Origin of the sequence: Sinorhizobium sp. B11 (assembly GCA_039725955.1) — a bacterium.
Lineage (GTDB): Bacteria > Pseudomonadota > Alphaproteobacteria > Rhizobiales > Rhizobiaceae > Rhizobium.
The window spans coordinates 1,613,676-1,636,897 of sequence record CP091033.1 but is presented as its reverse complement, the minus strand read 5'-3'; the positions used below and the strand labels follow the sequence as shown (position 1 = coordinate 1,636,897).

Here is a 23,222-nt window from a genome sequence, read left to right as displayed (position 1 = left end):
AAGGACTTCAGCATGAAAATCGGAAAGCAATCACAGCCCTATCAGGCGATCTGCACCTCGAACCCGGAGACGATCATTGTCCGGGGCCACGACCTCGTGGAAGACCTCGTCGGCTCCATTTCCTTCACCGACTATACCTGGCTGCTCGTCGCCGGTTCGCTGCCGGACGAAAGGCAGCGCCGCATGCTGGATGCCACGCTCGTGGCAATCGCCGAACATGGTCTCGTCCCGAGCGTGCAGGCGGCCCGAATGACGCTCGCCGCCTCTCCGGAAGCCGTTCAGGGAGCGGTCGCCGCCGGTCTTCTCGGCTGCGGTTCGGTGATCCTGGGTGCTTCTGAATCGGCCGGTGCCTTCTTTCGCGACGTGCGCCAGGAAAGGGAAGCAACCGGTAGTTCCACCGAGGCTGCGGCCGAAAAGCTGCTGCGGCGCTACAGGGAAGACAAGAAGCCGGTGCCCGGCTACGGCCATCCGCTGCACAAGGGGCATGATCCCCGCGCCGAGCGGCTGCTTGAGATCGCCCGGGATCTCGGCCTCGCCGGCATACATTGCGAGATCGCCAAGACGGTCGAGAAACTCATTCCCGATATCATCGGTAAGTCGTTGGTGATGAACGTATCGAGCGCCATCCCATGCGTGCTGCTCGATGCCGGTTATCCACTTCTTGCGCTGAAGGGCGTGCCGCTTCTCGCCCGAACAGCCGGGCTTATCGGGCATCTGCTCGAAGAGCAGACCCGTCCGATTGGCTTCATCATGTCCCACGCTGCCGCCGGCGCCATCGACTATGACGGTCCCGCGCCCGAGGGTTTCGTTGCGAACGAGAATTAGGATCCGGAAATGCTGACTGCTTTGAACCAAATCCGTGTCGTCGAACAGGGCACGTTCATCACCGGGCCCTGCGCAGGCATGATGCTCGCCGATCTCGGCGCTGACGTGATCAAAATTGAATCCGCAGGTAACGGCGACCCCTATCGCAGCTTCAAGACCGGCTTCTACAGCGCGCATTTCCAGGCCTATAACCGTAACAAGCGTGCGATTGGGCTGGATCTGAAAAGCGACGCGGATCGCGAAGTCTTCTATCAGCTGATCGCCCAGGCGGATGTCTATATCCAGAACTTCCGCCCAGGCGCTGCCGCCCGTATCGGCGCGGATTACGAGACGCTGTCGAAGATCAATCCGAAACTCATCTATTGCTCGATCAGCGGCTTCGGGCCCGACGGTCCATACGCGCAGCGGCCGGTCTATGATTCCGTCGCCCAGGCCGTTAGCGGGTTCCTGAGTGTCTCCATCGATCCCGAGCAGCCGCGCTTCATAGGGCCGGCGCTCGCCGACGCCATCACCGGCATCTATGCCTCGCTCGGCATCTCCGCAGCCCTCGTCGAGCGCGGTCGAACCGGCAAGGGCAAGCGCATCGACATTTCGATGATCGAGGCAATGATGCATTTTGCCGTCGAACCCTACATGGGCTATTTCGCGCTCGGCGAAGAACCGAGCGGCGTCGACCGTCCGCGGCTCGCGCAGGCCTATATCGTCCGTTGCAAGGACGGAAAGCTCTTCGCCTTCCATCTCTCTTCGCTCGACAAGTTCTGGGATGCGCTGGTGGAGGCGATCGGCGGGCAGGAACTGGCCAAAGACGAACGCTTTTCGCAACGCCTGAAACGCATCGACAATTATGAAGCGCTGAATGCCGAGCTGAATGCGATCTTCGCAACGAGGACGCGGGCCGAATGGGTGGAGCGTTTCTCCGGCTTCGACGTGCCCTTTGCGCCGATCAACTCAATCCCCGACGTTATCGGCGATCCGCAGGCCCAGCATCTCAACATGTTCGTTCCGGTCGCAGGACGCATCGAAGGTGCCGAGCGGACAGTGCGGCCGGCTTTTTCCTTCGACGGCAAGCACGCCACGACCGTGCGGGCCGCGCCCGTCGTCGACCAGCACAGCGAGGAAATCCGCGCGGCGCTCAAAGGCAATCCCGGTGCCTGGCCGGAACTGAACCGCGAAACGGAACCGGTGGCAGCGGCGCAATAAAACGGCTTAATGGACAAGCGATATTCGGAGGAGAGACATGGCAACCCTGGCAGCGGTCCTTGCGACCACCCACCATCCCTTTTACCTGAAAGCGACGACGGCACCGCCCGAGCAGCAGATGCCGCAGGCGCCGGAATGGAAGCGCAAGATCGAGGCCTATCGCGAGACGCTCACTCGTGCGAAGCCCGATATCCTGGTCATGGTTGGCGCCGACCATTTCCACCAGTTCTTCCTCGACAACTACCCGACCTTCCTGATCGGAAAGGCACCGCGCTACGACGCCACGTTCTACAATGAGGAGCGTGAATTCGGCATTCCGAAATATGTGCTTGAGGGCCATGAGGAACTGTCGAACTTCATGCACCAGCGTCTGATGGACCGCGGCTTCGACTTCGCCTTCAGCCATGAGCTGAAGCTCGATCATTCGATCATCTGCCCGATCATCACCACCCGGCCGGATGCCGACCTGCCGGTCGTACCGATCTACACCAATATCTTCGTGCCGCCGCTGCCCTCGCCGAAACGCTTCTGGGATCTTGGCCGCGCCATTCGAGAGATCATAGACGAGTATCCCTCAGATCAGCGTATCGCCGCCGTCGGCAGCGGGCATCTTTCGCTGGAGCTTGGCGGTCCGCGCCAGTTCAAGGAAACTGGTCCCGACCCGGAGTTCGACCGCAAGGCGATCGAATGGCTGTCGACCGGCAACATCGAAGCGATCCTCGAAAACGTCACGCATGACAGCATGACGAGAAGCGGCAACGCCACCCATGGCTTCATGGACCTGATCCTGATGATGGGCATCGCCGGGCCGATCCCGACCGCCTATCACGACAATCTCGATCTCTTCCACACCATGGAGGCCTATTTCACCTGGTATCCCGAGGGAGCTGCAGCATGAGCAAGTATTATGTGAACAAGTTCCTCTTCACCGTCGATCGCGATCCCGACCTGCTGCGCCGATATAAGGACGATCCGCGCTCGCTGGTCGCCAGCTGGGAGCAGTCGATCGGCCCGAAGCTCAACGATGCGGAAATCTCCACCGTCAATTTCCTGACGGATGCCGAGCGCGAAGCGCTGATCAAGCACGACTATGTCACGCTCTTCGAAATGGGTGCGCATTTCTTCCTGTCGTTGACGATCTTCATTGCCATCTACGACGAGGACTACATGACAAAGAACGGTCCGCTGTCTTTCCAGCGGGAATTCGCTGAGAAGTTGCAGCACTGGACAGGCAAGGATTATCCGTCCGTCGCGCTATGGCAGGCTGCTGCACGCTGAAGACTTCGTTTTGAACGACCTTTCGGCGCCCTGGGCGAAGGAAGCTATCTGGATCGGATTGTGGAGGAAAACCATGTGCAAGTTCTGTGGTAACCGGACGCACGCGCCGGCCGAACTCGGGAGCGGCGCAAACAGGGCAAGCGCCGTATCGGCAGACATGCCCGCCGGCATCGGCGAGGCCGATCGCTTGACGCTCATTCGCGGGGGCGCGGTCCTTTCGATGGATGCAGCGATCGGCAATTTTAGAAAAGGCGATGTCTTGGTCCGTGGTTCGCGGATCGTCGAGATCGCCGAGGCGATCGACGCGCCTGAAGCCGCTGTCATCGATGCGTCGGGCATGGTGGTCATGCCGGGTTTTATCGATACCCACCACCATCAATTCGAGACCGCGCTTCGAAGCCTGCTTGCCGACGCGATCCTGATCAATGACGGGCGGCCGGAGAGTGCGGCAAATTACTATGAATGGATCCTGCAAAAGTTCTCCGTCCTCTACCGGCCCGAAGATGTCTATATTTCCGAATTGTTCGGTGGCCTGTCGCAGATCGATGCCGGCGTGACGACTGTAATGGATGTCAGCCAGATCCATCATTCGCCTGACCATTCGGATGCCGCCATCGCGGCACTGCGCGACGCAGGGCGGCGTGCCGTCTTCGGCTATTTCGAAGGCTGGGGGGATGCATCAAAATACCCAGGGGATGCGCGCCGCATCAAAGCCGAACATTTTTCGAGTGACGACCAGTTACTGACGATGGTCATGGGCGGCGAGATTTACCTGCCTTTCTACGAGGATGCCTGGACGCTTGGGCGTGAACTCGGCATTCCGATTGCACTGCATGTCGTCGGGACTTTCGGCATGCGGCCGGTCTTCGATCAATTGGCTGAAGCTGGCCGGTTCGGGCCCGACAATATCTTCATTCATATGACCGGCATGAGCGACATGGCGTGGAAGCGTGCAGCCGATGCCGGTTCACATATTTCACTGTCGGTGCCGATTGAGATGCAGATGCGCCATGGCAATCCGCCGCTGCAGCAGGCACTCGATCTCGGCCTTCAGCCGTCGCTGTCGACCGATGTCGAATGCACCATGACTGCCGACATGTTCACGCAGATGCGCTCGGCAATTACTTTGCAGCGTATGCTGGCAAATGATCAGGCTCTTCGTGGTGAAGATTATCCGAAGCTTCTGTCGGCCATGGATGTCATCCGCTTCGCGACAATCGAAGGCGCGCGCGGACTGAAGCTCGACCATAAGACGGGTACCCTGACGCCCGGTAAAGAAGCTGACATCATCCTTCTTGACGCCACCGCCATCAACGTTGCTCCGCTGAACAACGTCCCTGGCGCCGTGGTGACCCTGATGGAGCGCTCGAATGTCTCGACCGTCCTATGTGCAGGCAGGGTCCGTAAATGGCAGGGCAAGCTTCTCGGTCATGATATTGCGGCACTCCGGGCGAGGCTGGAGTCGAGCCGCGACCATCTGCTCGACAAGGCCGAGATCGCAGCGGCACTGTTCTAGGCTGTGGTGACAAATTAATGATTTGGGATGCCGTTTGAGGAGCAAATCAGATTCAACGCTGACTTTTGGAGGTCAGCGATGGAAGGTGAAGTTGTCCGGGATGATCAGTGGGAGCGGTTGAAGCCGTTCGTGCTTGGCGGTCGCAAAGACAGGCGGGGTCCACGCAGCGACGGACGGCGGTTCTTCGATGCGATCTTGTGGCTGGCCCGCTCCGGTGCGCGTTGGCGCGACCTGCCCGAAGATCGCCTCGGCCCGTATCAAACGGTCAAACGACGTTACTACCGCTGGATCGATCAAGGCGTCTTCGACTGGATATTCGAAGCGGTGGCTGCCGATCCGGATATGGAATGGCTGTCCATCGATGCCACCGTGATCCGAGCGCAGGCGCAAGCGGCTGGCGGACGCCGCAAAAGGGGGACCGCAAGCCCAGGCTCTCGGCAGCTCCCGTGGCGGATTTGGCAGCAAAATCCATGCTGTAGTGGATGCCCTCGGGCTGCCGGTTCGTTTCCATCTCGGCCCAGGACAGCAGAACCACATGGCTCCGGCTTGCGACCTCGTTCGGGGACTGCCAGCACAAACAGGTGCTCGCCGACCGCGCCTATGATGCCGACAGCCTACATGACATCATCCTCGATCAGGCCTACAAGCAGCGCTGGGGCATCGAGAGTTTCTTCGCCAAGCTCAAACAATGGCGACGCCTCGCCACACGCCATGACAAACTCGCAGCCAATTTCCTCGGCTTCATCAAGCTGGCAAGCATCATGCTTTGGCTCAAATAGTTAAGTTGTCACCACGGCCTAGAGATTTCCAACCTCCCTCAGCTGAGAAAAATCAAGCTTGCGGCGCCGATCAGTCCGGCATGCCTTGCGAGTTGTGCCGGCACGACCGGCACGTCGCGATAGGCAGGCATTGCGCGCTCCCGCATGGTGGCCTCGATTCTGTCGCGTAGCAGATCATGGCCGTGAGATATTCCGCCGCCCATGACGATCATGTCGGGCGAGTAGAGATGCAGCAGGTTGGTAAAGCCGATGCCCAGCCAGCGGGCTTCCCTCTCGATCAGTGCAAGGGCTGCTTCGTCACCCGCGCGTGCCGCCTCCACAACGTGTCGGCCTGTCACTTCGCCATCATCGGACAGTGTTCGCAGCGCCGAGCCGTCGCCGGGTTTTGTCAGAGCCGTCGCACGCCGGCCGAGGGCAGTACCCGACGCCACCGCCTCGAAGCAGCCCACCGCTCCGCAGAGGCATCGTTCGCCTTCGCTCGTGATAGTCATGTGGCCGATTTCGCCTGCGAGCCCGCGGCGCCCATGCATGATCCGGCCATCGGAGATCACCCCACCGCCGATACCGGTGGACACGGTGACGAACACCAGCGAGGCTGCGCCGCGGCCGGCACCGAAACGCCATTCGCCGAGAGCGGCGGCGTTCGCATCGTTCTCCAGTCGCACAGGAAGTTTCAAGCGGTCCTGAAGAAGACGCGCAAGGGGTACCTCACGCCAGCCCGAGAGGGTCGGCGGCGCGGTGAGAATGCCTAAGACCGGATCGAGCGGACCAGGTGCTCCGATGCCGACACCGAGCGGCCTGGCGTCGGGAATTTCCGAACAGGTTTTCTCGGCAAGCATCGCGATCTGCTCGATGACTGCATTCGGGCCATCCCTCGCGCGCGTCGGCACGGACGCGAACGCCAGCAATTTGCCGCCGTCGTCAACCAATGCGGCGCGCAACTCCGTTCCACCCAGATCGAATGCAAGCGCAATCTTGCTCATCAGGGCTGAGTCTCCAAAGCGTGCAGCCAGGCGATACGCCCTGGCAGATCCTTATCGCCGAACGCCAGTGATCCGAGCACGACCGTCTCCGCACCTGCTGCCCGCAACATTGGAACGGTCTGTTCGCGGATGCCGCCATCCGCGGCAAGAACGATCTCCTTTTCACGTCCGGCACGCTTCATCAACGACCGGGCTTCGCGCAGCCGGTCACAGGCCTTATCCGAAAGGCTTTGTCCCTTGACGCCGATCGAGGTTCCGAGCAGCGTGAAGAAAGCGACCTCGGTAAGGAACGGTTCTGCCTCGCTGACCGGAGTTTCCAGCCGCAGAACGACGCCGGCTTCGGCTCCAAGCTCTTTTGCGAGTGCTACTGCGCGCAAGCCTGCTTCACCGTTCTCGGCATGAACGCTGACGAGATCGGCGCCCGCTTCGATGAACTGGCGTGTCTGCTCCTCCACAATCTCGGCCTCGACCATCAGATGCACATGGATCGGTTTTGCCGTCAGCTTGGCGATGCGGGCGACGAAATCGGGAAAGAACAGGAAGCCGGGTGTGAAGCGCGCGTCGGCAACGTCGATATGGTGGAGATCGACATAGGGTTCGATGCGGTGAAGGTCGCGTTCCATATTGGCAAGATCTGCGGACCAGAGTGAAAACTCGCCGAGCAGCCTATGCCGCGGCAATGTGGCGATGGTGCCGCCCGAGAGAGATTTCGATGTCATGGCTGAGCGACGCTCCGATGTTTGAATTCTGTCGTGAGGAATTGCCGGATCACCGTCCGGACCGCGGCGAAATGAGATTCCGCATCCGCTGCCTTTGCCGGCACTTCGAGGAAATGCGCATTTGGAAGCGCGTCAGCCATCACTTGTGCGACGGCGAGAGGGTGAATGGCATCCTGCCGGTTGCCGAGGATGAGAGCGGGAACAGCGAGCCTTGCCGCGTCTGCTCGCGAAACGCCGGTCCCATCCGAGGCGATGTCATGAAGCACGTCGGCGAAATCAGGCGCATCCGGGCGCTCGAAATAACCGAGCAGGGAAGCGAGATTGTCCGGCGCTTCCACCCGCAGACGTTCCGCTGTCGCCGACCTGGCAAAAAGCGCCTGGCCTTCGGCAGGTGGATGAGATCGAAGCAAGGCAGCGATCTCGCGGATCGGCGTGAGATTGTCCGGGGCGCGGGCAAACGACCAGGCCGGGCGCACCAGGATGAGGCCCATGACGCGCTCGGGGTGCGTTTTTGCGAGATGCAGTGCGATCGCTGCGCCCATGGAGATGCCGCCGGCGATGAACCGGTCTACTCCCTTTTCATCTGCTGCGGCGATGACGTCGGCTGCAAACATCGCAATCGAGAAGGGGCGTGGCGTGCCGAGCGTCGAGCTCCCATGCCCGCGGCACTCAGTCGTGATCCGCCGCCAGTCGAGCCCTTCGGGGAGAACCTGTGCGACCTGCACCTCATTGCCTCCGAGCCCGTGTTGAAAAAGCAAGGCTTTGCCTGTTCCGCAGTCGTAATCTGAAAGGTCGGCATCGTCTCGTCTGAAGGCGATGTGCGTCTTCATCGGATCAGATCCGAAAGAAATCTGGCGACGGCGGGTGCTTCCTCTGCCGTAAGACCATGCGTGACGAGCGCACCATCGAAACCGGTCACGCACAGGCCGTCGATGAAGGCAGGGAAATCGACGATACCTTGACCTGCTGTCGCGAAGCGGCCATCGGCATAACGATCCTTCGCATGGGCCATCGCCACGTACCCGGCCGAGATATCGATTGCCCTGTCGACGATGTCGGACACTTCGGCCGGTGTCGCCTGCTCGAAGAGGTTTGCCGGATCGAGCACGATGCGCAGGCGCCTCGACCCCATCTCTCCGATCAGTCGTACCGCATCAGCGGCGGACGTGACGATGTTTGCCTGTTCCGGCTCGATGCCGAGATCGATGTCGTGCCGCTCGGCTAGTTCCAGCGCTTTTTCCATTTCGGCAGCCATATCGGCCCAGGCAGACGGAAGCGCATTGTCCAGATGATGCATCCATTGATCCTGGGCATTGCGGCTGCCTGTGCAAAGCGTCACAAGCGGAATCTGCAAGGCCGCTGCCGTTTCGATCACCACCCCAAGCTGTTTGAGCCCCTTTTCCCGCACGGATTTGTCCGGGTGGGCCATGTTATAGGTGCCTGAAAGTGCCGCGAGTGAAATACCGGTCTCTTCAGATGCCGTCCGGATCGCGGTAATCGTTTCCGGCGCCACTGCATCCGGCATCGACGGCAGACCGACGCAGGCGAGATTGAACTGAGTCGTCGCAAATCCGCAGTCACGCACGGCCGAGAGCACCTGCCGAGGATCGGTGCCGGGGAAGGTCTTTGCAAAGATGCCAAGCTGCATCAGACCGATCCCGTGACGGTTGCGAGTTCGACGCGTTCGCCCGTTTCGACCGAGCGGGCGATGGCGACCATGGCACGGATGGAGGCGATGCCGTCCTCTATATCGGCGCCGCGCATGGGCGCGCCGTTCAGCACGGTATCGGCAAGCCCTTCCAGTTGCCGGCGGAAGAAGTGCCCGTCGGCGCCTAGTGGCTTGCGCGTGGTCGCGTCCTTTTCGTGGAAGATCTCGACCTCGCTCGCCCTGAAGTACCAGGGATTGAAGGTCTTGGCGATCACCGAACCGTTTTCGCCATAGAGCTGGAAGCCCTCATGCCAGTCCATGCGGACCGCGACCGTCAGATCGAGATGACCGAGTGCGCCATTGGCGAACTCGGTTTCCACGAACCAGCAATAGGCGCCGGCACGCTCAAGAAGGCGGGCTCGCACCGCGACGATCTCGCCACACAGGAAACGGGCGGTATCGACGAGATGCGAGCCATGCGCCAGCATGAAATACTGGCGCAGGTCAGCCTTGGGATTTCCGGAGGGTTTCCTGGCGAATTTGCTGGTGATCGGCAAAGGCTGGACCGCGTCGGTATTGGTGTAGCGGTGGGTGGAGTCGCAGTACCAGGCTTTCAGCGCGAAGATCTCGCCGATGTCGTCACGGACGAAATCCCGGGCAGCCTCCAGCGCCGGGTCGAAACGCTTCATGTGGCCGACCTGCAGCACTTTGCCGGAGCGCTTGACGGCGTCGGCGAGCGCGCGGCCCTCCTCGATCGTCACGCCGGTCGGTTTCTCGCAGAGCACATGCTTTCCAGCATCGAGCGCCTTGACCGACATCGGCACGTGATAGGCGTCCGACGTCGCGATGATGACGGCTTCGAGCTCGGGATCGGCAAGCATCGCGTCATAATCGGCGTACATCTTCTGTGGTTCGTATGTCGCGCCCATGCGCGCGAGCAGGTCGGGTGCTGCGTCGCAGATGGCGTAGAGGTCGGCATTCCCAGCCTTCATGCAGGATTCGAGATGGGCGAACTGCGCGATCGGGCCGCAGCCGAGCACGCCCACACGCAGCCGACGGTCTTCCTTACGGATCATGACTTCTCCCTCAGGCGCCGTAGCGGCGCATCGTTTCCCGGTTCGTCCGGACGGCTGCCACGGGATCGGCGGCGGCGGTGTCTGATTCCTCTTCCAAGACCAGCCAGCCATTGAAGCGCGGCGCGGCAGCGACGATGTCGATCACGGCGGGCGTATCGCAGACCCCTTTGCCAAGCATGGCCCATTTGCCCTCTGCATCGACGTCCTTGAGGTGCAGATAGCGGATACGGTCCTGATAGGTTCGCAGCGTATCCAGAATATCGTCGTGACCGCGCAGAATATGACCGGTATCCGGCACCCAGCCGACGAGGTTCTTGTCGAGAAGCGAGAAGATCCTGTCATAATCGGCACGGTCGAACAGCAGCGTATTGTGGTGCGAGCTCGGATGCACAGCGATATCCACGCCGGAAGCTTTGCCCAGTTCGCCCGCCCGATTGTAGAATTCCGCGGCGATTTCGAATTTCGCCTCCCGCGATCCTTCGGAGACCACCGTCGCAGAGCCGATCGAAACGAAGGCGCCGGAAAAGGTGGCCGCGAAATCGATCCAGCGTTGTGTGGTCCTGAGGTCGTTCTCGATCTCTTCCCTGAGGGTGAAGCCGCTTTTGGAGCCCATCGCAAAAGACACGAGCGTCAGGCCATGTTTCTTCAGGCTCGCGGCGAAATCATCGGGATGATCCGCGTAGCGACCGATCATCGTGTCGGTAATCTCGATGCCCGCGTAGCCGCCCGCCGCAATGGCTTCCAGCAGATCGTCCGGGCCGCCATTCCAGTTTTTCCCGAGCATTTCCCAGGTGAATGTCTGGCAGCCGACTTTCAGGTCTTTGATACTCATGCCCATTCCTTGACTTCGACCCGCGTAGGCCTTCGTTGATATGCCGCTGGACCGGTTGACCGCGCTCTTGGCATGATGGTGAAGCGGCGACGTCCCCTGGCGAGCTGCGTGTAACGGCTGGATTGCTATTTCCGCATGGTTTATAAAAATTTGTCGCGCGTCAAGAAATAAAATGTTCTATAGCGGTTGTCGCTGCGGCAACGCCCATCGATGATGGGCGGAATATCTGAAATTGGTGGGGAGGCCAGTTTATGAGAGCATATCCGGGGACCAGGCTGGGCATCGGCGTTATTGGCTGCGGCAATATCTCGATGACTTACCTGCGTAACGCTGCCCTGTTTGCAGGGGTCGAATTGAGGGCCTGTGCCGACATCTCATCCGACATCTCGGCGCTGAGGGCGAGGGAATATGGCATCCGGGCGATGGAGGTCGATGCGCTCCTGGCCGACCCCGAAATCGACCTTGTCCTCAACCTCACCATCCCGGCCGTCCATTTCGACGTGACGATGTCGGCGCTTTCCGCGGGCAAGCACGTCTTCACTGAAAAGCCGCTCGCGACGTCGGCCGCCGAGGGCCGCAAGCTCGTGGCCGAAGCCGCAGGTCGCGGTCTTCTGTTGGGTTCGGCTCCTGATACATTCCTCGGCGCCGCCGGCCGGCGTGCGCGAGGCCTGATGGATGCAGGTGCGATCGGCCGCCCGGTCAGCGGCACCGCCTTCATGTTCGGCCGCGGCATGGAACATTGGCATCCCAATCCGCAATTCTATTATCAACCCGGTGGCGGCCCGATGTTCGACATGGGTCCCTATTATCTGACGATGCTGGTCAATCTGCTTGGCCCGGTGAAAAGCGTCATGGCGATGGCGACGAAAGGCCAGGAAGAACGGTTGATAACGGCCGACGGCCCCTTCAGGAACACGACGTTCAAAGTGGGCACGCCGACCAATGTGCTCTCGCTTCTCGAGTTCCAGTCGGGCGCGACGGTGAATTTCGGTGCGTCCTGGGATGTCTTCCGCCACTCCAATCATCCGATCGAGTTGCACGGCACCGAGGGGTCGTTGCGCCTGCCCGATCCCGACACGTTCGGTGGAACGGTCTCGCTCTCCGAGCGCGGCGCCGAATGGAAGAATTTCGAAAGCGAAAACGAGCTGTATGGTGCCCCAAACTGGCCGTATAGCGCTCCCGACCGCGCCAACTATCGCATGCTGGGCGTTGCCGATCTCGTCCGCGCGCTTGGCGAGGGCAGGGCGCCACGCGCCTCCGGCGATCTGGCCCTTCATGTTCTCGAGATCATGGAAGCGGCCCTGGCATCCAGCGAGGCCAGGAGCGCGGTTGTGATCGCAGGCACACTCGCACAGCCGCCGCTGCTCGGGGACGATGAAGCCCGCAGCCTGCTTGCTTGAGGTGAGACGATGAAAGATCGATTGGATTCCGGCGCCGCGCATGTCCTGGCGCTCGGTCGCGCAGCAAACCAGCCGCCCTTTGAGCACGGGACAGTAAGTGAGGCGCGCGCTGCCTATGACGCGGGGTGCCCGACATTGCAGGGCGATCGCGAGCCTGTCGCGGCCATCGAGGACAGAACGATTGCCGGGACGGGCGGCCCGATCCCGCTCAGGATCTACCGAGGCGTCGGCGCTCCGAACGCGGATGCGCCGGCACTTCTCTACCTTCACGGTGGTGGCTGGGTCGTCGGCACGCTTGAATCCCACGACGAGATCTGCCGGTGGTTTGCGAATGTCGGCGCCTGCATCGTATTTTGTCCGGATTATCGGCTGGCGCCCGAGCACAAGTTCCCGGCGGGTTTGGAAGATTGCGTATCGGCGCTTGCCTATGTGGTGGAGCAGGCAAGCGCGCTTGGTATCGATCCAGATCGGATCGCGGTTGCGGGCGATAGTGCCGGCGGCAATCTGGCCGCCGTCCTGTCACTTCTCGCGCGCGATGGCGTTGCGCAGAAAATCTCGGCGCAACTTCTGCTCTATCCCAACACCGATGCCGGGCAGAGGACCGATAGCTTTGTCAGGTTTTCAGAAGGATACGGTTTGACTGCCTCGACGATGCGCTGGTTCCGCGATCATTATGTCCGCGACGCGGCTGATATCGGTGATTGGCGCGTCTCGCCGCTGCGGGTCGGAAATGTCGTGGGCTTGCCACCGGCCTTCGTCGCGATTGCGGGCCAGGATATCCTCGCAGACGAAGGCGAGGCCTATACCCGCCGGCTTGCCGAGGCGGGCGTTCCTGTAGTCCTGCGGCGTTGGCAGGACCAGATCCACGGCTTCGTTTCCATGGGGCGGCACATTCCGGCGGCGCGGCGGGCGGTGGAAGAAGCGGTTGCCGGATGGCGCAGCCTCGTCGATCACGCCGACTGACGCATCACCAATGTACCATCGAGGATGATTTTTCGTGCAACGACCTGCTTGGTGTCGTTGCCTTCGTCCAGCATCGAAAGCAGTGTGTCGACACTGCTGCGTGCCATGGCGGTGAAATCTTGCGCCATCGTCGTCAATGGCGGGCAGGTATAACGGCTGAGAGGGTGATCGTCATGGGCGGCGATGCGAAGATCGCTATCGCCCCTGCGGCCGATGCGGAGGCCGCGCGAGTGGGCGGCAGCCATCGCGCCGAAGGCGAGGCGATCGTTCGCGCAGAGGATCGTCCTGCCCGGAAGCGTTCCAGCCGCGATCATTGCGTCGGTCTGCTCATACCCCATACGTTCGAAATCCCAGCCGTAGCTCTCGGTGGCGCCAAACACGACCGGTTCGAAACCGAGCGCTTCCATCGTGGCGACATAGCTTGCCAGCCGCTCCCCGGAATTGTGATTGACATGCGGAATGTCGAAATATGCGGGCGGCTCGCCGGACCGGCAGAGATAGTCGACAATTGTCGCAACGCTTTGGGCATTGTTGTTGCCAATGAAGGGCGTGTCGCCCTCGATGAACGTATCGAAGTAGACAATGGGAATGCTCTCCCGGAGTTTTTCGAAGATGCCGGGCTCGGAAGAAAGACCCAGAGGCGCGATGATCGCGCCGGCAGCCTTCAAGGACAGAAGCGTGTTGACGGCCTCGGCTTCAAGATCCGGCAAGCCGTGGGACGAGATGACGATTGGCCAGTAACCTTCACCCCGGACGAGCAATTCCAGACGGTTGACCATTTCGGCATAGAATGGATCTGTGATGACAGGCACGAGAATGCCAACGTTGCGTGTCCTCTTGCGATTGAGATTGCGCGCATAGAGATTAGGACGGTAGTCCGATGCCGAGAGCGCATCCTCGATGCGTTTGCGTGTCACCGGCTTTACGCTGCTCGGGTCATCGAAATACCTCGAAAGCGTTGGACGAGAAACGCCACAGGACCGGGCGAAATCGTCCATAGTTTTGATCGTCATCTTGTCCATCGGCAATTCTGGTTGCACTGCGCCAAGGCACCTCTGCGTAAGCCGATGTCGCAAGGGCGGTCAGTGTGGGGGCTTCGAAATGCGTTTGTAGCCTGACAATATCGCATGCGCAAAATTTTTTGTTACATAGGTACAATTGGCAGCCTAAACGCCCCTACACATAGCGCACTTCGACCCCCAGCTTGTCTAATCGGCTGCGAATCCCGTGCGGCATGCCGGTGTCGGTGATGATCAGATCGACACGTGAAAGCGAAAATGCCTTGGACGAGGCGCCAATATCCCACTTGCTGGAATCCGCCACGAGGATGACGCGCCTCGCCATGCGGACCAGATTGCGTTTGGTGCGTGCAATGTCTTCCGAGACATCGACGACATCGAATGCGTGATCGATGGCATGAGCACTGAGGAACGCCTGGTGGGCGACAAGACCGCCCACGGCCTTGTCGGAATCCGAGACGATCGTGCTGACGGTACTTGGAAAGACACGGCCGCCTATCATATGTACGTCCAGCCCCGGCCGATACATCAGATGCTGCGCGATATTCATCGCGGTTGTGGCCACGACAACGTTATTGACCGGGGGCATTTGCATGGCAACCTGCAGCAGTGTCGAGCCGCTGTCGAACACAACGGACTGGTTGTCGATTATTTGACGTGCCGCCATCTGCGCGATGCGTCGTTTGGCGTCGAAATTGCGGTTCATCCGTTCTTCGAAGGCCGCTGCGGGCGAACTGGCCGGCAATGCGATCGCGCCGCCATGCGTTTTGATGAGCTGCTTCTTGGCGTCCAGAATTTCCAGGTCGGATCTGATGGTCACCTCGGAGACACCGAAGTTTTCCGCCAGCTGCGTCGTGCGTGCTTGGCCGGTCCGCTGAAGTTCCAGCATGATCTGATGACGCCGTTGTTCCGCAAGCATGTGTGACCTCGAATTCCCTTAGATGACGGTACCGATCTTTCGAAAATCGAAAATGCACGGCAACTATTGTGATCAAAAGACGCGATGGAGGGCGGCATCAGTGTATGTCCAGCCCACGTTACTGTCATATTAAATCAAAACGAAAGAAATCGAAATATTGAACGTTCGTTTATTTTCGAGTTAGGGTCTCAACGCGAGATCAAATTGTAGAGGGACAGCATCGATATGGGCCTTGGAACCAAAATTCGCCTGTCACGGCTGTTTTCACATCCGTCGGGGCATCTGTTCGGTGGCGCGGTCGACCACTTCGTTGGCTATGGCAACGTCCGTGAGGGCGGCCTGGCGGATCTGCCGGGCGCGCTGAAGCGGGTGATGGCCGGAGAGCCGGACTATATCAGCATTCAGCCGGGGGCTGCGCGTCATTTGTGGCCTGCCTATGCCGGCAAGGCGGCGCTGGTCATTCAAGCCGGCTGCTTTACGCCGGACGATCGAATCCGTCAGTTGATCGCGACCCCGGAGGACGCGGTGCGCTACGGGGCCGATGCTCTGGCCGTTGCCATTCCGGTGCGCGGCAATACGGAAGGCGACTACATTCGCTGGCTCACCGATACCGTCAACGCCGCAGCTCGCTTTGAGATGCCGGTCGTTGCCCATGTCTATCCCCGCGACTATTCAAACGGCGGCAAGATCGTATTCACCCCAGACGAGATCGCCTATGCCGTGCGGATCGGATTTGAGACCGGCGTTGACGTGATCAAGGTCGGATACACCGGGGACTTCGACTCATTCCAGGAAACCGTCGCAACCTGCCCGGTTCCCATCGTTATCGCGGGCGGTCCGAAAACGGAAAATCTGCTCGGGGCTCTCACGCAGACCTTCGACGCCTTGCGGGCGGGAGCGAAGGGTGCCGTGGTGGGACGAAACCTTTGGGGCCACGGCGATACGACGATGGCGGCGCGCGCCTTCAAGCTTGTTATTCACAGCGGTATGGCGCCGCAAGAGGCGCTCGCTGCCGCGGGCGGTTAAAGGGTGACACACAACCTTCAGGTTCTCGGCTTCGGGGCGCTGGCGATCGACGATATCATCTACGTCGATCGACCGCTGAGCGCCGGCAAGGGAAAGGTGACAAGTCGCACCCATGACCACGGCGGCAATGTCGCGACGGCCCTTGTTGCGGTCGCAAAGCTGGGGGGGCGGGCCGGTTTCATCGGTTGGCTGAGTGATCAGCCTGTTACCGATATCAGCGCCCGCGAGCTTGAACGGCACGGGGTCGACATATCCTTTGCACCGCGCCGCCCCGATGCCAAGCCGATACGGTCGGTGATCACGGTCGGACCTGAAGGCGACAGGTTTATCGCCTATGACGACAATGTGCCGCACGGAACCTCCGAGGCACTCGCCGATAGCACTCTTGCACAAGCCCAGGTGCTGTTGATCGACGGCTATGCCACCCACGCCGATACGATCGTTGCGCGCGCCCGCAAGCTGGGCCTTGCTGTGGTGGCAGACATTGAATGGACGATCGGGCCTGCGACCGAACGATTATTGAGCCTGTCCGACATCTGGTACTGCCATTGAAATTTGCGCAGACTTATTCCTGCGAATCCGATCCGGCGTTGATCCTCCATAAGCTCTGGTCTGACGACCGCACCGCAGTCGTTTTGACCGACGGTGAGCGAGGATCCTATATCAGGCAGACGGGAGACGCCGTTTTGTGGCATGTTCCGGCCTACGAGGTCAAAGCGGTCGACACGACGGGCGCCGGAGATTGCTTTCACGGTGCTTATGCTTTTGCGCTGACACAGGGAAAGCCGCCTGTCGACTGCGCCGTCTATGCAACTGCCGCAGCCGCGATTTCGGTGACTGGCCCCGGTGGCCGCATGGCCCTGCCGGATCAAAGCGCCTGTCTCGCGTGGCTGGCGAGGGAAAATGCACCCGTGCCCAGACCGATCGCGCCACCGGAGTGAGAGTTCATCACACCGGTGTCCTGGACGATCGGACTAGCGCTGCGCAGATGATGGTTTCGGTTCGACGCCGGGGAGGGGCTGTCCTGGGGATTGGCTGGCGACGATACTAAGGAGGAAGTGCCGTGGCTGTTGTTGTACTGGATAAAATTTGCAAGACCTTTGGAACCAAATTCCACGCGATCAAGGATCTTAGCCTGACGATAAATGATGGCGAGTTCCTCATCCTCGTCGGTCCTTCAGGATGTGGAAAATCGACGGCATTGCGCATGATCGCCGGGCTGGAAGAGATCAGCAGCGGGACCCTGAGCATCGGTGGAGAGAATGTCGAGGATCTCGCGCCGAAGGACCGGGACATAGCGATGGTCTTTCAGAATTATGCGCTTTATCCGCATATGACGGTGTTCGAAAATATTGCCTTCTCGATGAAGCTTGCAGGCAAGAGCAAGGAAGAGCGCACGAAGCGGGTCCATGAAATTGCCAAGACCCTTCAACTGCATACGCTGCTCGACAGCAAGCCGGCCGCGCTCTCCGGCGGCCAACGCCAGCGGGTCGCCATGGGGCGCGCAATGGTGCGGGAACCGGCAGCGTTTCTCATGGACGAGCCCCTGTCAAACCTCGATGCCAAGCTGCGCGTGCAAATGCGCGCCGAAATCGTCAGCCTGCAAAGACAGCTTGGCGTGACGACGATCTATGTGACGCACGATCAGACCGAAGCCTTGACCATGGGCGACCGGGTTGCGGTCTTGAAGGGCGGCGTCCTTCAGCAGGTCGACACACCAAAAACACTGTATAGCCGGCCGGTCAACGCCTTCGTTGCGGGTTTCATCGGCTCACCATCCATGAATCTGTTCGAGGGCCGCTTGCAGAACGGCAGGATTGATCTGCCGACCTTTTCCATACCGGTCGCGACGACCGCATTCGAGCAGTCTCCCGGTCTGAGGGCGTTCGAAGGCAAGACGATCGTCTTCGGCATTCGCCCGGAAGACCTTTACGACAGCGGTCTGGAATCGGGATCACGCCACGCGACGATCCCTGCCCTCGTGAAATCGATCGAGGAGTTGGGTTCGGAGCTGATCGTTCATCTGAAGATAGAAGCAGCGCGGATCGATTCCGGTGACCCGGATGCCGTCGAGGACTTGAGCGGCGCGGCAAATGCCGTGGCGAAGTTCGAATCCGTGAGCACAGTCCAGCCGGGCGCAATGATCAACCTGGCGATCGATGTAGCCAAACTACACTTCTTCGATCCTCAGACGCATCTGGCAATCTAGCAAGATCTGCGGCGACGGAGCTGCTTGGCGGGCGTTCGCAAGAGCGCCTGCTTGCGTCATCGTTCACAAGTCCTCGCCGCTCCTTGCCGGCCGGCTTTGCGCGTTCCGCATCGAAAGTGCAGGATCTTACACCGTTTCGTTACCCGTGACTTTGCGGCCAAAGGCTGAGTTCTTTTGGCGTTAGTTAGTTGGCGCCTGATTTCTACTTTAAGGTGCTAAGTCCGTGAGGATAGCCTGGCGGAACCCCGCTTTTCCTGGATCGCCAAAGCCTTTCATTTGTTTTCCTTTGGGCGGCGCAGCTTTCATTTGTTTACGAAAGTAAAGAAAAAATGCGACATGAGCAATATGCCGGAAAGAAAAAACGTCTTCGCCGTTGGAAGATAAAATGTATAAAAATCAATAGCTTAAAGTAATTTTTATCGCCCCTGAAGCCCTCCTGCTTTTTCCGATTGCAGTTCTTCATTGACAGCCAGACACCTGGAGGAACCTACTTTGGTCTCGATCGGGAGGATCGAGCGAAATATCGTTTTCAGGGAGGGAAACATGAACGTCAGAAGATTTATCGTGGCGGCTCAGTCGGCTGTGGCCGCCTGGGCACTATGCGCCACCTGCGCCTTTGCCCAGACCAATCTCGAGTTCATCCAGTGGTGGGAGCCAGAAATGCCCGCCGGTGCTCTGCGCAGCATCATGGATGACTTTGAAGCCAAGAACCCCGGCATCAAGGTGACGCTTGTCAGCGGTCCCTATTCCGCCACCCATGATCAGATCGTCGTGGGCGCAGCGTCCGGGACACTCAGCGATGTCGTCGGCCTGGACGGCGCATGGGTCAACGGCTTGGCAAAGCAGGGCGCAATCGCCTCGATGGACAGCCTGATGGCTGATGCCAAATATGATCAGAGCCAGATCGCCGACATCATCAAGGTCAATGGGCAAAGCGTCATGTTCCCGCTTGCCTCGTTCGTCTACCCGGTCTTTGTCAACCTCGATCTGGCAAAGGCGGCTGGGGTCGAAAAGTTGCCGACAAACCGCACCGAATTCGCTGCTGCCGCGAAGAAGATGACCAATGCGGACAAGAACCAATATGGCTGGGTGTTGCCTCTGTCGTTGCAAAACCCCGGCGGCATCCAGAATGACGTGATGTCCTGGGTCTGGGCATCCGGAGCATCCATGCTGAAGGATGGCAAGCCAGATCTGGAAAATGCCTCTGTCGTCGGCACGCTTGAATACATCAAGTCGCTGCAGGATGCCGGCGTCATCTCGCCTGGTATTTTTGCCAAGAAGGAACAGGACAAGGTCGAAGAGTTCGTCAACGGGCGTGTCGGCATGATGATCGACTCGTTGGCGCACATCAACCTCATTCGCCAGCGAAACCCCAATCTCAAATTCGGCATCTCCGCCCTTCCAGCCGTTGACGGCTACACCGGCAAGCGCGGGTTGCCCTATGCCTCCTGGGGCATCGGCATCAGTGACAAAAGCGAGCACAAGGCGGAGGCCTGGAAGCTCGTCGAATATCTGATGAGCCCGGAAGTGAACAGCCGCCTCGTGTCGATCGCCAATGCCTTCCCGGGTAATATCCACGCCAAACCCGATTTCTCGAAATCGGACCCGCTATTCGAAGAAGCCTTCAAGATATTCCAGAGCGGGAAGCTCGCCAACGAATTCGTCGGACTGCCCGTGGCCGAAGATCTCATGCGTCAGATGAATGTCGAAGTTCAGAAGATGTTCGACGGTCAGCAAACCGCAAAGGACGCGGCTGCCAATACGCAGAAGCAATGGTTGGTCGAATTCAGCAAGTAGTCTCCCAAGACGGGCGGCAGCGTGACAGACTTCGATCACGCTGCCGTCGCATCGCGACGAAGCAATGCGTTACGACCAGGGAGAAATTACCTCTCATGAGCCTCGCCACCGAAACTATGATCCGGACGCAATCAAAAACGCGCAAGCGCGGTCTGCTGTCTTACAAGACAAGAAAAAGGCTGGTTCCCTACTTTTATGTTGCGCCAGCGACGTTTCTATTCTGCCTCCTGATGCTGTTTCCCATGATCACCGTCCTGCGCTATTCGCTGATGGACGGCGCGATCACGAAAAAGGACGCGTCCTTCGTCGGATTGCAGAACTATGTGACGATCTTCAAAGATCCGGTTTTCTGGCAATCGGTCGGGCAGACCCTCTACTTCACGGTGATGAGCGTCATCTTCCATCTTCTGATCGGTCTCGCCTTCGCCCTTTTGCTCAACAGCCAGCGTGTCGATCCGTTGATCAGAAGCATTCTGCGGGTTCTCTACATTCTACCCTGGCTCTTCACGGCGGTAATCATCGCGATCATCTGGCGGCTGCTTCTGGATCCGAATGGCGTCGTCAACAGTATCCTGATGACGCTCCATATCATTGACTTCAAGGTCGAGTGGTTTTCTTCGACGAAAACCGCGCTGCATGCGCTGACCTTTGCGAATATCTGGGCGGGATACCCGCTCTATATGGTGAGCCTTCTCGCCGGTCTTCAGGGCATCCCCAAGGATCTCTACGAGGCCGCCGGCATTGACGGCGCCAACGAGTTTCAGAAATTCCGCTACATCACGATCCCGCAATTGATGCCGATCATCATCAGCATCGCCTTGCTTGATTTCATCTGGACGATGCAGGTCTTTCCCCTCGTGTGGATGACGACGGGAGGCGGTCCGATCTACGCGACCGAGGTGCTCAGCACCTACACCTACAAACTTGCGTTTTCGAGTTATGAATTTTCGCGCGCGTCGGCGAGCGCAATCTTCATTCTGATCATCTCGATGGGCGCCACGTATTTCTACATCAAACACCAGAAGGCCAGGTGACCGGCAATGGCAAAACGCTCTCTCAGTCGCACCATCGTACCGACCCTCCTGACATATCTCGGGCTGGCGGTCGGGCTGGTCTTCGCGGGCTTTCCGATCCTGTGGATGTTCTTCACGTCCTTGAAGTCGAACACCGAGATCTTTGCGCTCCCGCCGCGCCTGCTGCCTGACCGTTTCACCAGCGTCGCCTATCTTGCGATCTTCAGCGACCCAACGAAGGTTCGCTTCTTTCTCAACAGCTATCTCGTCGCGGGAGTGGTAACGGTTCTGACGGTGCTGATCGCCATCCTGACGGCCTATGCTTTCAGTCGGTATTCATTCCGGCTCAAGAAAACGCTGAACGTGTTCATCATCAGCACGCAGACCGTGCCGCCGATCACGCTTTTGATCCCCTATTTCGGCATGGTCGTCGCCTTCGGCATTTTCAACACCTATTTTGCGCTGATTTTAACCTACATGGTTTTCACGCTGCCTTATGCGATCCTTCTCATGACTGGCTATCTCAATACCTTGCCGAAGGAACTCGACGAGGCCGTGCTTGTCGATGGCGGGTCGAGCTGGACGGCGCTCTGGCGTGTAATCATCCCGCTGTCGGTGCCGGGGATCGTCGCGACGGCGGTCTATACATTCCTGCTGGCATGGAACGAATTCCTCTTCGCGCTGACCTTGACGAAGTCAATGGACATGAGGACTGTTCCCATCGGTATCGAGTTGCTTATGGGCCAACACGCGTTCGAATGGAACGAGATGATGGCGATGAGCGTGCTCGGATCGCTCCCGCTTCTGGTCTTGTATCTGATAGCCCAGCGCTACTTCCTCGCGGGCATGGCGGCCGGGTCGGTGAAGAGCTGAGCATGGGATCTATTACTTTCGACGCAGTAACGCTTCGCGAAAACCACCTTGCGCATCGTATGTGTATCGCTACGCTTGCCAGACGACTGCGCGGGTCATGAGCTCGACCGATCGGTGTCCGTTGTCGACAGCCAACCGAGCCTGAGATGGATAACGCGGTGATCATCATATTGCAGGCGGTGGCTCGCGAGGCCATCATGGCGTGCCATACCGCTCAGCGCTAACGGCACGATGCTCGCGATCGTTGGCCCACCGTCCTTAATGGCGAATTGGCCAAACGAGTGACTCGAGCAGGACGTTCAAGCAATATGACGCCGTGATGCGCCGTCGAGAAAGGAGGGGGCAAAGATCGGCCCAAGTTTCAACCATCCCCGCAAACCTCCCGTGACCTCGCCACCACCGTCTGACGAAAACCGATTGACTGTCGCTGCAGATGTCGTTTCTGCGCGTACCCAAGGGAATGAAGTTCGCACCAAGTTCTTGTGCTGTTCCATAAATGACCGCTTTAAGAGCGACGCCTGCTTCTCTCCCTCGGCAGCGCGATTCCATCCCGCAGTTTACACTTCCTAAGGTAGATTATCGTTATAACGGTGCTACCTTAAAGCGATCCCGTGAGGTCTACATGGAACCCCCTCCATCTTTTTTCCAGAGATATCGTTCGCGGCCGTAGAATACAGGAGGCTATCGATCTCCGGAATTGGCGCAAACTTACGGCGCTCGCTGCAGCCCTGGGTGTAAACGAAAGTGCGCTGACGCGCTGGCGCAAAGGCGATTCAATTTCGCTGGAGAGCGCCGCAAATCTCTGCAAGGCCCTGGATGTGTCCCTCGACTGGCTGGTGCTTGGGCGAGGCTCACCTGAACACCATAAGCTACCCTCGCGCTCTGAACCGGAGCACGAATTTGCCAGTCTCTTCCGTGCCCTTCCGCCCGGTGCCGCAGATCACCTAACGGCCTTCCTACGGTCTGTTTGTTCAGATGGGTGACCATCATTTTGCGCAGAGCGAAAACAATCTAAGGTCGTTTTGCGGACAACAAAATACCTATAAGTTGAAAATATACCTCAATCGATGTCTATTTGTCTCGCATCCCGGATGTATTTTCCGAGATCGCAACTGCATTGTGCAAGAGAAGTCACGGTATAGAGCCA

General features: G+C 59.3%; 20 protein-coding genes and 2 pseudogenes. 14 read left to right on the top strand and 8 right to left on the bottom strand.

The window, feature by feature from the left end; all coding sequences use genetic code 11:
* Window positions 1-12 precede the first annotated feature (12 nt).
* The 6 genes and pseudogenes from LVY75_07305 (at window position 13) to LVY75_07280 (ending at window position 5,598) form a co-directional block, all read left to right on the top strand.
* Window positions 13-825 (top strand): citryl-CoA lyase, encoded by an 813-nt coding sequence (locus tag LVY75_07305; protein ID XAZ19941.1) that lies wholly within the window; start codon window positions 13-15, stop codon window positions 823-825.
* A gap of 9 nt (window positions 826-834) precedes the next feature.
* Window positions 835-2,025: a CoA transferase gene (locus tag LVY75_07300; protein ID XAZ19940.1), complete on the top strand. Its 1,191-nt coding sequence runs from the start codon at window positions 835-837 to the stop codon at window positions 2,023-2,025.
* 37 nt (window positions 2,026-2,062) lie between these two features.
* Entirely contained in the window at window positions 2,063-2,923 is an 861-nt protein-coding gene (locus LVY75_07295; protein ID XAZ19939.1) for an extradiol ring-cleavage dioxygenase, read from the top strand.
* The gene (locus LVY75_07290) at window positions 2,920-3,303 is read left to right on the top strand and encodes a hypothetical protein (GenBank protein XAZ19938.1); all 384 of its coding nucleotides are present in this window, start codon (window positions 2,920-2,922) and stop codon (window positions 3,301-3,303) included. Before LVY75_07295 ends, LVY75_07290 begins: the two co-directional genes overlap by 4 nt.
* A gap of 73 nt (window positions 3,304-3,376) precedes the next feature.
* Window positions 3,377-4,819, top strand: a complete 1,443-nt coding sequence (locus LVY75_07285) for an amidohydrolase family protein (GenBank protein ID XAZ19937.1) — start codon at window positions 3,377-3,379, stop codon at window positions 4,817-4,819.
* A 78-nt stretch (window positions 4,820-4,897) separates the two neighbouring features.
* A pseudogene (locus LVY75_07280) lies at window positions 4,898-5,598 on the top strand (IS5 family transposase).
* A 38-nt stretch (window positions 5,599-5,636) separates the two neighbouring features.
* Here the strand turns inward: LVY75_07280 and LVY75_07275 are convergent.
* The 6 genes from LVY75_07275 to LVY75_07250 are packed head-to-tail and all read right to left on the bottom strand — an operon-like array spanning window position 5,637 to window position 10,856.
* Window positions 5,637-6,581, bottom strand: coding sequence for an ROK family protein (locus tag LVY75_07275; protein ID XAZ19936.1), 945 nt, complete (start codon window positions 6,579-6,581; stop codon window positions 5,637-5,639).
* The gene (locus LVY75_07270) at window positions 6,581-7,300 is read right to left on the bottom strand and encodes a ribulose-phosphate 3-epimerase (protein ID XAZ19935.1); all 720 of its coding nucleotides are present in this window, start codon (window positions 7,298-7,300) and stop codon (window positions 6,581-6,583) included. The genes LVY75_07275 and LVY75_07270 overlap by 1 nt, the downstream gene beginning before the upstream one ends.
* Window positions 7,297-8,130 carry an alpha/beta hydrolase gene (locus LVY75_07265; GenBank protein ID XAZ19934.1) on the bottom strand — a complete coding sequence of 278 codons (834 nt, stop codon included), beginning with the start codon at window positions 8,128-8,130 and terminating at the stop codon, window positions 7,297-7,299. The genes LVY75_07270 and LVY75_07265 overlap by 4 nt, the downstream gene beginning before the upstream one ends.
* Window positions 8,127-8,948, bottom strand: coding sequence for a sugar phosphate isomerase/epimerase (locus tag LVY75_07260; GenBank protein ID XAZ19933.1), 822 nt, complete (start codon window positions 8,946-8,948; stop codon window positions 8,127-8,129). The genes LVY75_07265 and LVY75_07260 overlap by 4 nt, the downstream gene beginning before the upstream one ends.
* Window positions 8,948-10,024 carry a Gfo/Idh/MocA family oxidoreductase gene (locus LVY75_07255; protein ID XAZ19932.1) on the bottom strand — a complete coding sequence of 359 codons (1,077 nt, stop codon included), beginning with the start codon at window positions 10,022-10,024 and terminating at the stop codon, window positions 8,948-8,950. The genes LVY75_07260 and LVY75_07255 overlap by 1 nt, the downstream gene beginning before the upstream one ends.
* 10 nt (window positions 10,025-10,034) lie before the next feature.
* Window positions 10,035-10,856, bottom strand: coding sequence for a sugar phosphate isomerase/epimerase (locus LVY75_07250; protein XAZ19931.1), 822 nt, complete (start codon window positions 10,854-10,856; stop codon window positions 10,035-10,037).
* Window positions 10,857-11,107: 251 nt separating this feature from the next.
* On the opposite strand from LVY75_07250, the gene LVY75_07245 reads away from it, so the two are divergent.
* On the top strand, window positions 11,108-12,256 hold the full coding sequence (locus LVY75_07245) for a Gfo/Idh/MocA family oxidoreductase (protein XAZ19930.1): 1,149 nt from the start codon (window positions 11,108-11,110) through the stop codon (window positions 12,254-12,256).
* A 9-nt stretch (window positions 12,257-12,265) separates the two neighbouring features.
* A complete protein-coding gene (locus LVY75_07240) occupies window positions 12,266-13,219 on the top strand; it encodes an alpha/beta hydrolase (GenBank protein ID XAZ19929.1) in 954 nt (317 codons plus the stop codon).
* Here LVY75_07240 and LVY75_07235 read toward each other — a convergent pair.
* Both LVY75_07235 and LVY75_07230 read right to left on the bottom strand, forming a co-directional pair.
* Entirely contained in the window at window positions 13,207-14,241 is a 1,035-nt protein-coding gene (locus LVY75_07235) for a LacI family transcriptional regulator (protein XAZ19928.1), read from the bottom strand. The genes LVY75_07240 and LVY75_07235 overlap by 13 nt on opposite strands.
* A 154-nt stretch (window positions 14,242-14,395) precedes the next feature.
* Window positions 14,396-15,157: a DeoR/GlpR family DNA-binding transcription regulator gene (locus tag LVY75_07230; GenBank protein XAZ19927.1), complete on the bottom strand. Its 762-nt coding sequence runs from the start codon at window positions 15,155-15,157 to the stop codon at window positions 14,396-14,398.
* Window positions 15,158-15,382: 225 nt separating this feature from the next.
* Here LVY75_07230 and LVY75_07225 point away from each other — a divergent pair, with 225 nt between their 5' ends.
* The 6 genes and pseudogenes from LVY75_07225 (at window position 15,383) to LVY75_07200 (ending at window position 22,075) form a co-directional block, all read left to right on the top strand.
* Entirely contained in the window at window positions 15,383-16,183 is an 801-nt protein-coding gene (locus LVY75_07225; protein ID XAZ19926.1) for a class I fructose-bisphosphate aldolase, read from the top strand.
* Between the two features lie 3 nt (window positions 16,184-16,186).
* Window positions 16,187-17,124, top strand: a pseudogene (locus tag LVY75_07220) (PfkB family carbohydrate kinase).
* A 122-nt stretch (window positions 17,125-17,246) separates the two neighbouring features.
* On the top strand, window positions 17,247-18,392 hold the full coding sequence (gene ugpC / locus LVY75_07215) for a sn-glycerol-3-phosphate ABC transporter ATP-binding protein UgpC (protein XAZ19925.1): 1,146 nt from the start codon (window positions 17,247-17,249) through the stop codon (window positions 18,390-18,392).
* A gap of 543 nt (window positions 18,393-18,935) precedes the next feature.
* Window positions 18,936-20,189: a sugar ABC transporter substrate-binding protein gene (locus LVY75_07210; protein XAZ19924.1), complete on the top strand. Its 1,254-nt coding sequence runs from the start codon at window positions 18,936-18,938 to the stop codon at window positions 20,187-20,189.
* A gap of 95 nt (window positions 20,190-20,284) precedes the next feature.
* Window positions 20,285-21,223 (top strand): sugar ABC transporter permease, encoded by a 939-nt coding sequence (locus tag LVY75_07205; protein XAZ19923.1) that lies wholly within the window; start codon window positions 20,285-20,287, stop codon window positions 21,221-21,223.
* Between the two features lie 6 nt (window positions 21,224-21,229).
* Entirely contained in the window at window positions 21,230-22,075 is an 846-nt protein-coding gene (locus LVY75_07200) for a carbohydrate ABC transporter permease (protein XAZ19922.1), read from the top strand.
* Window positions 22,076-23,222 lie beyond the last annotated feature (1,147 nt).

Bases quoted from the DNA above. Each gene is read 5' to 3' on its own strand.
- LVY75_07305 (XAZ19941.1), top strand. From the start codon at position 13: ATGAAAATCGGAAAGCAATCACAGCCCTATCAGGCGATCTGCACCTCG.
- LVY75_07300 (XAZ19940.1), top strand. From the start codon at position 835: ATGCTGACTGCTTTGAACCAAATCCGTGTCGTCGAACAGGGCACGTTC.
- LVY75_07295 (XAZ19939.1), top strand. From the start codon at position 2,063: ATGGCAACCCTGGCAGCGGTCCTTGCGACCACCCACCATCCCTTTTAC.
- LVY75_07290 (XAZ19938.1), top strand. From the start codon at position 2,920: ATGAGCAAGTATTATGTGAACAAGTTCCTCTTCACCGTCGATCGCGAT.
- LVY75_07285 (XAZ19937.1), top strand. From the start codon at position 3,377: ATGTGCAAGTTCTGTGGTAACCGGACGCACGCGCCGGCCGAACTCGGG.
- LVY75_07275 (XAZ19936.1), bottom strand. From the start codon at position 6,581: ATGAGCAAGATTGCGCTTGCATTCGATCTGGGTGGAACGGAGTTGCGC.
- LVY75_07270 (XAZ19935.1), bottom strand. From the start codon at position 7,300: ATGACATCGAAATCTCTCTCGGGCGGCACCATCGCCACATTGCCGCGG.
- LVY75_07265 (XAZ19934.1), bottom strand. From the start codon at position 8,130: ATGAAGACGCACATCGCCTTCAGACGAGACGATGCCGACCTTTCAGAT.
- LVY75_07260 (XAZ19933.1), bottom strand. From the start codon at position 8,948: ATGCAGCTTGGCATCTTTGCAAAGACCTTCCCCGGCACCGATCCTCGG.
- LVY75_07255 (XAZ19932.1), bottom strand. From the start codon at position 10,024: ATGATCCGTAAGGAAGACCGTCGGCTGCGTGTGGGCGTGCTCGGCTGC.
- LVY75_07250 (XAZ19931.1), bottom strand. From the start codon at position 10,856: ATGAGTATCAAAGACCTGAAAGTCGGCTGCCAGACATTCACCTGGGAA.
- LVY75_07245 (XAZ19930.1), top strand. From the start codon at position 11,108: ATGAGAGCATATCCGGGGACCAGGCTGGGCATCGGCGTTATTGGCTGC.
- LVY75_07240 (XAZ19929.1), top strand. From the start codon at position 12,266: ATGAAAGATCGATTGGATTCCGGCGCCGCGCATGTCCTGGCGCTCGGT.
- LVY75_07235 (XAZ19928.1), bottom strand. From the start codon at position 14,241: ATGGACAAGATGACGATCAAAACTATGGACGATTTCGCCCGGTCCTGT.
- LVY75_07230 (XAZ19927.1), bottom strand. From the start codon at position 15,157: ATGCTTGCGGAACAACGGCGTCATCAGATCATGCTGGAACTTCAGCGG.
- LVY75_07225 (XAZ19926.1), top strand. From the start codon at position 15,383: ATGGGCCTTGGAACCAAAATTCGCCTGTCACGGCTGTTTTCACATCCG.
- LVY75_07210 (XAZ19924.1), top strand. From the start codon at position 18,936: ATGAACGTCAGAAGATTTATCGTGGCGGCTCAGTCGGCTGTGGCCGCC.
- LVY75_07205 (XAZ19923.1), top strand. From the start codon at position 20,285: ATGAGCCTCGCCACCGAAACTATGATCCGGACGCAATCAAAAACGCGC.
- LVY75_07200 (XAZ19922.1), top strand. From the start codon at position 21,230: ATGGCAAAACGCTCTCTCAGTCGCACCATCGTACCGACCCTCCTGACA.